This window comes from Haloimpatiens massiliensis, assembly GCF_900184255.1.
GTDB classification, from domain to species: Bacteria; Bacillota; Clostridia; order Clostridiales; family Clostridiaceae; genus Haloimpatiens; species Haloimpatiens massiliensis.
In genome coordinates this window covers 1,224,840-1,237,692 of sequence record NZ_LT854640.1, presented here as the reverse complement: position 1 = coordinate 1,237,692, position 12,853 = coordinate 1,224,840, and the positions used below count along the sequence as shown (strand labels likewise).

11 protein-coding genes, 1 riboswitch and 1 other annotated feature are annotated in these 12,853 nt (G+C 30.1%); of the genes, 9 read left to right on the top strand and 2 right to left on the bottom strand.

Annotated features, from left to right (window positions below):
* Positions 1-108 precede the first annotated feature (108 nt).
* Positions 109-621, bottom strand: a complete 513-nt coding sequence (locus C1715_RS14075; protein ID WP_102401105.1) for a tryptophan transporter — start codon at positions 619-621, stop codon at positions 109-111.
* A 146-nt stretch (positions 622-767) separates the two neighbouring features.
* Positions 768-1,039 (bottom strand) — a binding site (T-box leader).
* Between the two features lie 411 nt (positions 1,040-1,450).
* Here C1715_RS14075 and C1715_RS14070 point away from each other — a divergent pair.
* From C1715_RS14070 to C1715_RS14050, 5 genes are all read left to right on the top strand, one after another.
* Entirely contained in the window at positions 1,451-2,662 is a 1,212-nt protein-coding gene (locus C1715_RS14070; protein ID WP_102401104.1) for a MerR family transcriptional regulator, read from the top strand.
* 74 nt (positions 2,663-2,736) lie between these two features.
* Complete coding sequence (locus C1715_RS14065; RefSeq protein WP_102401103.1) at positions 2,737-3,906, top strand: DegT/DnrJ/EryC1/StrS family aminotransferase; 1,170 nt, start codon at positions 2,737-2,739, stop codon at positions 3,904-3,906.
* Positions 3,907-4,007: 101 nt separating this feature from the next.
* Positions 4,008-5,129, top strand: coding sequence for a DegT/DnrJ/EryC1/StrS family aminotransferase (locus tag C1715_RS14060; RefSeq protein WP_102401102.1), 1,122 nt, complete (start codon positions 4,008-4,010; stop codon positions 5,127-5,129).
* 282 nt (positions 5,130-5,411) lie between these two features.
* Entirely contained in the window at positions 5,412-6,728 is a 1,317-nt protein-coding gene (locus tag C1715_RS14055) for a nucleotide sugar dehydrogenase (protein ID WP_102401101.1), read from the top strand.
* A gap of 265 nt (positions 6,729-6,993) precedes the next feature.
* Entirely contained in the window at positions 6,994-8,049 is a 1,056-nt protein-coding gene (locus tag C1715_RS14050) for an SIR2 family protein (protein WP_102401100.1), read from the top strand.
* 669 nt (positions 8,050-8,718) lie between these two features.
* Here the strand turns inward: C1715_RS14050 and C1715_RS19845 are convergent.
* The gene (locus C1715_RS19845; RefSeq protein ID WP_242971961.1) at positions 8,719-9,174 is read right to left on the bottom strand and encodes a methyltransferase; all 456 of its coding nucleotides are present in this window, start codon (positions 9,172-9,174) and stop codon (positions 8,719-8,721) included.
* 437 nt (positions 9,175-9,611) lie between these two features.
* Positions 9,612-9,721: riboswitch (TPP riboswitch) on the top strand.
* A 94-nt stretch (positions 9,722-9,815) separates the two neighbouring features.
* Between C1715_RS19845 and thiS the strand changes: the two genes are divergently transcribed.
* Genes thiS through thiH form a run of 4 tightly spaced genes read left to right on the top strand, consistent with a single transcriptional unit; the run spans position 9,816 to position 12,714 of the window.
* Positions 9,816-10,010, top strand: a complete 195-nt coding sequence (gene thiS, locus C1715_RS14040; protein ID WP_102401099.1) for a sulfur carrier protein ThiS — start codon at positions 9,816-9,818, stop codon at positions 10,008-10,010.
* 2 nt (positions 10,011-10,012) lie between these two features.
* Positions 10,013-10,816 (top strand): sulfur carrier protein ThiS adenylyltransferase ThiF, encoded by an 804-nt coding sequence (gene thiF / locus C1715_RS14035; protein ID WP_102401098.1) that lies wholly within the window; start codon positions 10,013-10,015, stop codon positions 10,814-10,816.
* Between the two features lie 19 nt (positions 10,817-10,835).
* A complete protein-coding gene (locus C1715_RS14030) occupies positions 10,836-11,609 on the top strand; it encodes a thiazole synthase (RefSeq protein ID WP_102401097.1) in 774 nt (257 codons plus the stop codon).
* Between the two features lies 1 nt (position 11,610).
* Positions 11,611-12,714: a 2-iminoacetate synthase ThiH gene (gene thiH, locus C1715_RS14025; RefSeq protein ID WP_180964098.1), complete on the top strand. Its 1,104-nt coding sequence runs from the start codon at positions 11,611-11,613 to the stop codon at positions 12,712-12,714.
* The last annotated feature ends 139 nt before the right edge of the window (positions 12,715-12,853 follow it).

Below are 12,853 nucleotides of genomic sequence, written 5' to 3'. Positions count from 1 at the left end.
ACTAAGAATAAATAATGCGATATATTGTGTTAAGTTTAAACTTGCAAAACGGTATATTGCATGTAAATTTCTTAATGTGACAGCTCCATTTTGTATTATCAAATATAATTATTGAATTGCAGAACAACGCCTTAGGGCATTTTTTATGGCTTTAAATAGTATAAGTGTTGCTGCAATGTTTATAGCACAAGCAGGTAAAACCACAGTTAAGAACAATGTGGAAAACGGTGCTGGAAGAGAAAATAATACTAATGCACTTCCTAAAAATACACATCCACTTACCAGCGTTCCTAAGATACTAGCAACAGCCATAGTTATTTGACAATTTAATTTGTTTTCTGCAACTTTAAAAAATACATATAATACATGAGCAGTAACTATTTTGTCCACTATATTTGGAATTTGACCACCAGGAAAGGTTGTAGTAGCAGCAGTTAGAAATCCAGCAATAATGCCTATAATTAATGAGGATTTATAATCTTTAGTAATATAAAGAGCTATAAACATCATGGCTAGTAGAAAATCTGGTCTCATTCCTAAAAATAATGCAGGTGAAACCTGATGTAATATTAAACCTATAGCTAGCAATAAAGAACTGATAATTAATTTTTTTAAATTCATAATTTTTGAACCCCTTTCAAATAGTAATTTTAAAAAATAAGAATTGTAAATAATATACCAGTGATATTCATCAGTTCACAACATAGATTCCACCTCCTTTTAGATTGTTAGTGTAGCTATGCAAAAAAATAAAAATCTTCATCCTATATTAGGACGAAGATTTATTCGCGTTGCCACCTAATTTATATTAATCTTATTATATACAAATTTAAATTAAGACTATATATCACTCTTTTCAGGTACTAACATACCCTATCCTTTTTAACGGTAGGTTTCCGGTAAATGCTACTCTCTATAAATAGATTTCGTTTTACTTCTAACAGGTCCATTCACTAAAACTAGTAATGTTAAGATTCCACCATCCCTAACTCTCTGTAAATACATGATTATAGCTACTCTTCCTGATCAATGAAGTTTAATATATTAAATTTTAAAGTAATTATATCAATTTAACGTGTAAAAGTAAAGAAAAATATTTATGATTTTTAATTTGAATTGCTACTTTAGGCATATTCAAATTAATAACAAGTCAGTATGCTAGTGTATTTTGTGTCATACTGCCTCAGCAGAACCCACTGATAGTTCTAACTAGCGGCGAAACCTGCTTCCTTGTCTGACACAAAATATACCAGCAGCTTTGACTTGTTATTTATTTTCATGTACCTTAATTTAAAAGTTGAAATTTAGAATGTAAAGTGAATGTGGAAATTCATATGGAATTTCTTTAATTTATTTTATTAATTTATAAAATGTACATAATTATTTTATAAAAAGTTGTTGACGGTGACGTAACGTAATGTAGTATAATGTTTAAAAAGAGGTGGTAAATATGAAACAAGATGGTAGCCAGCTCATGAGTATAGGGGATTTTGCAAAGAAAGCAGGAACAACCTTAAGAACTTTAAGATACTACGATAATATAGGACTTTTAAAACCTTCTGAGTACAATCATAAAGGACAGAGATTTTATGATAAGCATGATTTTGCTAAACTTCAAAAGATATTGACATTAAAATTTATAGGATTCTCATTAGATGAGATTAAAAAAATATCTGTTTATGATGTAAATGAAGAGGATTTTAAAAAATCTCTAGAGATACAAAAGAAAATAGTTGATAGAAAAATTCAGCATACCAAGATGGTAATGAAGGCTATAGATGATACATTACAAATGCTCAATAAAAATGAAGAAATAAATTGGGAAAACTTTGCTAACATAATAAATGTATTAAATATGGATAATAAATTGTTAGCACAATACCAAAATGCATCAAATTTAAGGTCGAGAATAAAAATTCATGATGAACTTAGCGCTAATAAATATGGCTGGATGAGATGGTATTTTGATAGACTATTGAATATTTCCAATATACCTAAAAAATTAAAGATACTTGAACTTGGATGTGGAGATGCTAGTTTATGGATTAAAAATATGGATAGAATACCTAAAGAGTGGGATATAACTCTTACGGATTTTTCAAAAGGAATGCTTTATGATGCTAAAATGAACTTAAAGGAAAAAGCTAACAGGTTTAAGTTTAAAATAGTAGATGTGCAGGAGATACCCTTTGAAGATGGGACTTTCCATGTGGTTATAGCTAATCATATGCTTTATCATGTAGATGATATACATAGGGCTCTTGGTGAAATTCATAGAGTATTGAATAAGGATGGATATTTTTATGCGTCCACTGTGGGTAAAAATCACATGGTAGAAATGAGAAATTTAATGTCCCAATTTGGCTCTAAGGATATAAATTCAAAAAGCTGGGATAATACATCTAAGTTTCAGCTTGAAAATGGTGCGGATGTAATGAAAAAGTGGTTTAAGGACATTAATATAGAAAGATATGAAGATAGCTTAAATATAACTAAAGCAGAACCACTTATAGATTACATATTCTCTATGCCAGGTAATGTGAGAGAAAAATTTGATGAAGAAAAAATTCAAGAACTTAGAGAATTTTTAAATAAAAAAATAAAAGAAGAAAATGGTATTCATATTTCTAAGGATACTGGATTGTTTACAGCTAGAAAATAGGAGTCTTTAAATAGGACAATTAGTTAATTATATATTGAATTAAAAAAATATGTATGAAAGAAGGAAGAAAGAATATGAAGAATATAACTTTTTCACCACCGGATATAACACAAAAGGAAATAGATTTAGTAGTAGAGGTTTTAAAATCAGGCTGGATAACTACAGGACCTAAAACAGCAGAATTTGAAGAAAAACTTGAAAAGTTCTGTGAGTGTGATAATGCAGTAACTCTTTCTAGTGCTACAGCAGGTATGGAACTTATACTAAAGAGCTTTGATATAAAAGAGGGCGATGAAGTTATTACTACAGCATATACTTATACGGCTACTGCTAGTGTTATACTTCATAGAGGTGCAAAGCCAGTTTTTGTAGATGTTAAACCAGGAAGTTTTTTAATTGATGAAGAAAAATTAGGTGAAGCTATAACACCAAAAACTAAGGCTATAATAACTGTAGATGTGGCAGGAGTGCCTGTAGATTATGATAAAATAAGAGGAATACTTAGAGAAAAAGGAAGAGAAGATATTATATTTATATCTGACTCAGCTCACTCACTAGGTGGAAAGTATAAAGGAAACAGAGTTGGAAGTCAAGCGGATTTTCATGTATTCTCTTTTCATGCAGTAAAGAACTTAACAACTGTAGAGGGTGGAGCTATTACATTTAATAATAAAATTGGAAAAGAAGAATTGAAAAAAGAATTTAAGACAAACTCTCTTCATGGGCAAACTAAGGATGCTTTATCAAAAATGAAGGCTGGAGCATGGAAGTATGATATAGTAACTGATGGATTTAAGTGTAATATGACGGATTTAAATGCAGCAATAGGTTTAGGTCAGCTTAGTAGATATGAAAAAATGCTTCAAAGAAGAGAACAAATATTTGACACATATACTGAAACTTTAAAAGATAAAAAATGGGCTGAGGTTCCATTTAAGAAAGATGATATAAGAGAAACATCATATCATTTGTTTTTACTAAGATTAAAAGATTTTACAGAAGAAATGAGAAACAATGTAATTATTGATATGGCAGAGAAGGGTATAGCTACCAATGTTCATTATATGCCATTACCACTTTTAAGTTTATATAAAAATTTAGGATACAAAATGGAAGACTATCCAAATGCATACAAGCGATATGTTAACGAAATATCCTTACCAGTGTATTCTACATTGAGTTTAGAAGATGCTAAGTATGTGGTAGAAGAATTAATAAAGAGTGTGGAAAAATTTATAAAGTAAATAAAAATATAAATATTTTTACTGTAGCAATAATTTAATTGAGTATTGATAGTGTTATATAAGAGTTATGTAATGCTGTGATAAAAAGGAGGCAATTTTTTATGAAAGTTAATTTTTATACTTCAAAAAGAGAATATGAAGAAAAAAAGGCAGAATTTGATGCTGCTATTAAAAATGTAATAGAAAGAGGAATATCTACTTTAGGACAGGAAGTTAAGGATTTTGAAAAGGCTGTAGAAGAATTTACAGGAGTTAAGCATGCTATAGGAGTTGCATCAGGTACAGATGCATTGGTTATAGCTTCAGACATACTAGGATTTAAAGATGGAAAAGAAGTTATAACTTCACCTTTTACATTTTTAGCATCCACTTCGTGTATAGCTAAACACAGAGCAAAGCCAGTTTTTGTAGATATAGATGAAGAAACTTTTGATATAGATATAAATAAAATTGAAGAAAAAATAAATAAGAATACTGCAGGAATACTTCCAATTCATTTATTTTCACAAATGGCAGATATGGATAAGATAATGGAAATAGCAAATAAATATGATATAAGAGTTTTAGAAGATGCAGCAGAAGCTTTTGGTATGAGATGGAAAGGAAATGGAGAGACTTATAGACATTCAGGGACTATAGGTGATATGGGAATATTCTCATTCTTCCCAACTAAAACTTTAGGTGGCTATGGTGATGGAGGAATGATAGTTACTAATAGTGATGAACTTGCAGAAATGGCAAGAAAGCTAAGAGTTCATGGAGCTTCTAAAAAATATCATTATGATTATATTGGATATAATTCAAGATTAGATACAATTCAAGCAGCTGTATTGGGAGTTAAGCTAAAATATATGAATGAAGCTATAAAGAAGAGAGAAGAAATAGCTAAATTGTATATGGAAAGACTAGGAGAATGTGAATATATAAATATTCCTAAAATAAAGGGAGCTCAACAAGGCGTTTATTATGTATTTAATATATTAGCAGAGAGAAGAGATGAGCTTGCAGCATACCTAAAGGAAAATGAAATTGGATACAGTATATATTATCCAGTACCACTACATCTTCAAGAATGTTTCAGTTACTTAGGATATAAAAAAGGTGATTTCCCAGTAGCAGAAAGAACTTGTGAAAAGATATTAGCTCTTCCAATTTATCCTGAAATAACAAGAGAAGAAGTAGAATTTGTTTGTGATACAATATTGAATTTTTACAAAAAATAGTTTGAAAGCTATATATTAATTTTAGTATTAATAATTCTATATAAGGTATTTAGGTACATTCAAATAAATAACAAGTCAGTATGCTAGTCTATTTTGCGTCATACTGCGTCAGCAGAACCCACCGATAGTTCTACTAGCGGCGGAACCTGCTTCCTTGTCTGACACAAAATATACCAGCATCTTTGACTTGTTATTTATTTTCATGTACCTTACTTGAAAAACCTATGTCAATATAATAAAATATTGTTGTTAAACTTTTATGAAAAGAAGGGGAGAATTAAAATGAATCCATTAGCAGAAAAATTAATAGAAAAAATTAGCAATAAAACAGCTACAGTAGGTGTAGTTGGACTTGGTTATGTTGGACTTCCACTAGCAGTAGAAAAAGCTAAAGCTGGATATAAAGTAATAGGATTCGATGTTCAAGATAAAAAGGTAGAACTTGTTAATCAAGGACATAACTATATAGGTGATATATTAGATGAAGAACTCTCAGATTTAGTTAAAAAAGGATTGCTTAGAGCTACTACAGATTTTTCATTTGTAAAAGATGTAGATGCAGTTGCTATAGCAGTGCCAACACCATTAGATAAATTTAAACAACCAGATGTTTCTTATGTAGTTGAGTCAACAAAAAGTATATCAAAATACTTACATAAGGGAATGCTTGTAGTACTTGAAAGCACTACATATCCAGGAACTACTGAAGAAATAGTTAAGCCAATATTAGAAGAATCAGGATTAAAATGTGGAGAAGACTTCTTTCTAGCATTTTCACCAGAGAGAGTTGACCCAGGTAATAAATTATTTAAAACTAAGAATACTCCAAAAGTAGTAGGCGGATGTACAGAAGAGTGTACAAAAGTGGCAGCTACTTTATATAGAAGCGTATTAGAAGGAGAAGTATTTGAAGTATCATCTCCAGCTGTAGCAGAAATGGAGAAAATATTAGAAAATACATTTAGACATATAAACATAGGACTTGCAAATGAAATGGCAATATTATGTAAGAAAATGGGTATTGACATATGGGAAGTAATAGAAGCAGCTAAGACTAAGCCTTATGGATTTATGGCATTCTATCCGGGTCCAGGATTAGGTGGACACTGCATACCACTAGATCCATTCTACTTAACATATAAAGCTAGGGAGTATGACTATCATACAAGACTTATAGAAACAGCAGGTGAAATAAATGATTGCATGCCAGAATTTGTAGTAGACAATGCTATGAGACTATTGAACGGTCATAAGAAAGCACTAAATGGTGCAAAAGTACTTCTAATGGGAGTGGCTTATAAAAAGGATATAGACGATATGAGAGAATCACCAGCATTAAAAGTTATAGAACATTTAGAGAAAAATGGCGCAGATGTTATATACAATGACCCATATGTTCCAAATTTTAAACATGCAGGAAAAGAATATACTTCAGTAAATTGGGAAGAGGCTATAAAAACTGCTGATATAGTTCTAATAACTACAGACCATAGCGATTATGATTATGAAAGAATAGTTAAAGAAGCAACACTTCTTTATGATACAAGAAATGCTACAAAAGAAGTTAAAAACAATAGAGAAAAAATACACAAACTTTAATAGCAAATGTATTTATTATAATAAGAATAATTAAATAGAGAGCTCTATAATCACTTAAATGGTTATAGAGCTTTTGTATTTTTTGCAAAATTGGACAAAATAAATTAAGACATTTTAGTTAAAAGATTTTATCTGGATTAAAAACTTTAGTTAAAAATAATAATTTGTTATTATTTTAGTAAATTTAAAGGGGAAAAATTACTGTAATGAGATGGTTAAAAGACTAGACTAAGAATTAAGAAAGGGGTTATTAATAGGTGATAGTATGAGAAAGGATACAAAGGGTACAGTTTATTTAATAGGAGCGGGAATAAATAAATGTATAAAAGGAGAAGATGGAATAAGTCCACCTTTATCTAAAAGTTTTTTCAGTACCTTATTTAAAAAAGATAAATGCGCTAAGGAATATTACATTAATAAATTTTCATCAGTATTTTGTTATATAGAAAAATATTGGACACTGAATCCAGATAGCTTAAGTGAAACTCATTTCGATATAGGGGAGTGTTTTACACTTTTACAATTACAAATATTAGAAGCGTTGGATGAGAAAAGATACTTAGATGCCTATGAATTAATTAAAATAAATTCATTATTTAAGGTTATGTTTATAGAAAATTTATATCCGTTTCAAAAGTTTGCTAAAGAATCTTCAGCTATGGTTTCTTTTGGTAAGAGAATTTGCGAAAATGGAGAGAGCATTATTACATTTAATTATGATTGTAATTTAGAAAAGGCTATTGAATATGCCACAGGAATTTCTGCTCAAAATAGCCAATGTTATGGCGTGTGTTTTGATGAAGTGAAAATGCAGAAAGAGAACAATCTTATCAATGGTAAAATAAATAATCAAAGTTTAAAGGGGTTTGAAATTTTAAAGCTGCATGGTTCATTAAATTGGGTGAATTATATAGAGTTGAAGGATGATAAAAAAATTAATATAGATGGTTCTGGTAAGGTGGTTTTAACTAATAAATGCTGGTGGCAAGATAATGAAATTTATACAGATAAGGGTATAATGGATCCATTAATTATTCCACCTGTACTTTATAAAGACTATAGACAAAAACTTATACATGGTATATGGAAAAAAGCTAAGGATGAATTAAAAAGCTGTAAAGAGTTAGTGATAATAGGATATTCTTTCCCTATAACAGATTTTTCTATAAAAAAATTATTATTAGAAAGTTTTCAGGGCAGAGAGCTTGAAAACTTAATATGGGTAAACCCCAATACCACTGCAATAGAGGACGTTAAGAGGATACTACATTACAATAAACCAATAATTTTATGTAGTTGTCTTGAAGAATTCGTAAAGTAAGAATATTGAGAAGCAAGTTCTGCAAGAAAAATCTGTCTTTAAGTCCACAATAAATATATTTTTTAAGACTGTTCGCAATACGCCAAGAAATTCTAATGTTTTCAAATTTCAATCCCCTAAAGCTTTCAAACTCGCTTCTAACGGCGCTCAAACATGAAAGCTTCTTAACGGGTATTGAAATTTGAAAACAAAGAATTTCTAAGGCTAGCTCAATAGTCTTAAAAAATATATTTATTGTTACCTTAAAGACAGATTTTTCGGTTCATGCATAAGTTATCAAAGGAGGGAGACAGCTAACTAAAGGATGATTTTCCTCCGCTATGCTACAGAAAATCTTTAATTAAATAAAAAGTATATAAATATAATAATTTGATAATAAAAAATATAATTATGTCATTAATGGAATAATTATAGTTTTTTTTAAAGCCTTTAAAAATCTTTTATTGGCGACAGCCAGCCTAAATATTAAAGCTAAGATTTATACAAGGCGGTGTATTGCTACAAAAGATATTAAATTTTATTCAATATCTTATTTTTAATAATTGGTTATTCATTAGTTTCTAATCTAAAGTAACTAATTATATCTCCCGATTAGACAAAATATTATTAATAATCGGGAATTAGGGCTTAAACGAAAGGCTACGCCTAAAAAATATTATTGGCGGTTTTCTATTTATAAATTAAAGATTTTCCGTAACGTAGTGGAGGAAAATCATCCTTTTTAGAATAATCAAGTCCTATGAAATGACATTTTAATTTTTTTACTTCAGTTAAATAGTAATTTAATACAAAGGATAAGTAGGATTTACCGCAGCCGCAGTCTAATATAGTGATACCTTTTTTGTTATTCCTATCTAGTTTATCAAATATACTATCTAAAAGTTCAACATAGTGATCTATTTGATTATATTTTCTTATTTTGTCATTTTTAATTTTGCTGTCTTTTGTCATTATATTTATTTCTTTTAATAAACTATCTGCTTTTCCAACTTTAATATAATAGTCTCTATTTAAAAACGTTGAAGTTCCTTGGAAACCGTGATGTTCTGAGCAGGAATCTTTTTTAGAAACCTTAGTTCTAGTATTAGGTTCTTTAGAAGATTCATTAACTTCTATATTTTTCATGGTTACATTTTTATGGTCAGCAGATATTAGTATATTTGTGCCTCTCTCGCTATATATAAATTCTAGAGCTTCATAGCTTTCAGCATCTACACATATGTTCTGTAAAATTTTCTTTAAACTTTGAAGTTTTGTAATTCCGTTGAAATTATATTGAATTTTATTATCCTTATAAATGCCTAGGCCTTTAAATTCTTTTAAACCAGTTTTAAAATTTGTACTTATTTTTTTAAATATAGAAGAGTTTTCTTAAAATCTGCTTTCTAACCCCATGAAGAAAAGCTTTGATTTGTTTATACTTGATTTATTCATTATATCACCCCTTTTCTATACTATATGCAAATGCAATTATATCAAGGTTATCTATTATAATTCAACATTTACAATAATTTTATTTACCTAAATAGAAAAAAGTGTTATGATATATATGTAAAATTTAATATGCAAGCAAGGGGATCCTGTAATGACAGGCTGAGAAAGAGATGTTATCTCTGACCCTAGGAACCTGATTTGGTTAGAACCAACGTAGGGAATGCTTTTATTGAGGTATTTTAGATACATTTCCTGCGGATTTGTATCTTTTTTTGTTTTATAAAAAAAGAGATACAAAGGCTAAATATATTGAAGCGGTAGGAGGTGTAAAAATGATAGTAAATGGAAAAGAACTGGATTTTAAGCAAGGCATTACAGTGGAAAAAATGCTTGAAGAACTGAATATTTCCAGGGAAAAAGTTGTTGTAGAAATAAACATGGAGATATTGGACAGAGATAAGTTTAAAGATAGGATATTAAGCAAAGAAGATAAAGTTGAAATTGTAGCTTTTGTAGGTGGGGGTTAAAATTGAAGATTTTTTTTAATGGAAGGAAAATTGAAGTTCATGAAAATATTACAGCTTTTGAATTAAAAAAGATATTTAATTATAAAGGAGACATATGTATTTTAAATGGATTTCCTTTAGATAAGAATTATGAACTAAAAGAAGGGGATAATTTATTTTTTATAAATAAAGGACAGATGCCAGACAAAGAAGAAATTGAATGTTTATTAACTTCCAGACATACTCCTGGGGTGCATGAAAAAATTAAAAAGGCATCTATTGGTATAGCAGGGCTTGGGGGACTAGGATCTAATATAGCCGTATCTTTAGCAAGAATGGGTATTGGTAAACTTATATTAGTAGATTTTGATGTGGTGGAACCTAGTAACTTAAATAGGCAGCAGTATTTCATAGAACACATAGGTATGAAGAAAACCCAAGCTATAAAAGCTATAATAGGCAACATAAATCCCTTTGTGGAAGTTGTAACGAAAGATTTATATTTGGATAAAAACAATGTAGTTAAATGCTTTGATGATGCAAGTATTGTGGCAGAAGCTTTGGATAATCCTATTAACAAGGCAGAAATAGTTAATACCATACTTTTGGACGGAGAAAAAACTGTTGTAGCTGCATCGGGTATGGCAGGTTATTTTAGTTCAAATTTAATAAAGACAAAGAGAGTTATGAAAAATTTTTATATGGTAGGAGACTTAGAATCTGAAGCAAAGATAGGCTGTGGACTTATGGCTCCAAGGACTGCTATTGCAGCAAATCATCAAGCAAATATGATAATTAGAATTTTGTTAGGTGAAAATGATTGTTAAATATGAGGAGATGTGTATTATGGAAAAATTAATTATAGGTGGAGTGGAATTAGAAAGTAGATTATTTGTTGGAACTGGAAAGTTTCCTTCCACAAAAGTTATACCTAAAGTAATAGAAAAGTCACAAACTCAAGTGGTAACTACGGCTATAAGAAGAGTAGATTTAAATTCAAGAGGGGAAAATATTATAGAATGTATACCTAAAGATGTAATATTACTTCCTAATACTTCAGGAGCAAGAACTGCAGAAGAAGCTATAAGAATAGCTAGGCTTGGAAAAGCTATGGGCTGTGGAAATTGGGTTAAAATAGAGGTTATATCGGATAATAAATATTTACTTCCTGACAATCAAGAAACTATTAAAGCTACAGAAGTATTAAGTAAAGAAGGCTTTGTAGTACTTCCTTATATGAGTCCTGATTTGATGGCTGCAAAAAGATTAGTAGATGTTGGAGCAGCGGCAGTTATGCCATTGGGAGCACCTATAGGAAGTAATAGGGGAATTAGAACAGGTGAATTAATAAGAATACTTATAGAAGAAATAAAAGTTCCTATTATAGTAGATGCAGGTGTAGGAAAACCATCAGATGCAGTACAAGCTATGGAAATGGGTGCAGGGGCCGTTTTAGTAGACACAGCTATAGCCACATCTGAAGATCCAGTTAAAATGGCAGAAGCTTTTTCGTTAGGAGTTAAGTCAGGTAGAATGGCTTATGAGGCTAGAATGGGTGTACAATCACAATATGGGAATGCATCTTCACCACTTACTGGTTTTTTGAATGGGGGTAAATAGAGTGAGATTTTATGATTATTATTCTAGATATAAGGACTTTGATTATGATGAATTCTTTAATAATGTTACTGAATTGGATGTAAAAAGAGTTTTGAGTAAAAACGTAATAAGTGAATTGGATTTTTTAACATTGTTGTCGTCAAAGGCAGAAGAATTTTTAGAGGAAATGGCACAAAAAGCGCATACATTAGCTTTGCAGAATTACGGTAAGGTAATAGAGTTATTTACACCTTTATATCTTGCAAATTATTGTGTAAATAAATGTGCTTATTGCGGATTTAACTGTGCAAATAGTATTAAAAGAAATAAATTGAATATGGATGAGATAGAAAAAGAAGCTAAGAATATAGTATCTAAAGGATTTAAGCACATACTTATTTTGACGGGAGAATCTCCAAAGGATACACCTGTATCATATATTGTTGAGGCAGTTAAAGTTTTAAAAAAATATTTTCAATCTGTAGCTATAGAAATATACCCACTAAATCAGGAAGAATATAATCAGGTGGTAGAAGCAGGGGTGGATGGACTTACTGTTTACCAAGAAGTATATGATGAAAGAATATACGATAGGGTCCATATTGCTGGTCCTAAGAAAAATTATAAGTTTAGATTAGATGCTCCTGAAAAAGGATGTATAGCTAAAATGAGAACTGTAAATATAGGTGCACTTCTAGGTTTAAATGAATGGAGAAGAGAAGCTTTTGCCACAGGATTACATGCAAAATACTTACAGGATAAGTATTCAGATGTAGATGTTAGTGTTTCGCCTCCTAGAATAAGACCTCATGCAGGGGTTTTTGAGGATGTATACCCAGTAAATGATAAAAATATTGTACAGTATATATTGGCTCTTAGAATACTTATGCCAAGGGTAGGAATTACCGTATCCACTAGAGAAAAGGCAGAGTTTAGAGATAATCTAATACCTTTAGGAGTTACTAAAATGTCAGCTGAATCAAGTACAGAAGTAGGTGGACATGAATTGAAAGATGAAAGTGAACCTCAATTTGATACAGCAGATAAAAGAAACTTAGAACAGGTTATGGGCAGTATAGTAAAAAGAGGATATGAGCCTATATTTAAGAATTGGATGCAATTCTAATTTAACGAATAATCTCAACTTTAGTTTATGTATTATTTCACCTAGTTAGATATACTTTAGTTTAAATTTGAGGAATGATATCCCATTTTGGCTGAGCAGGTGGGGAGAGTTCAATGATAAAATCAATTATGAAAGAGAC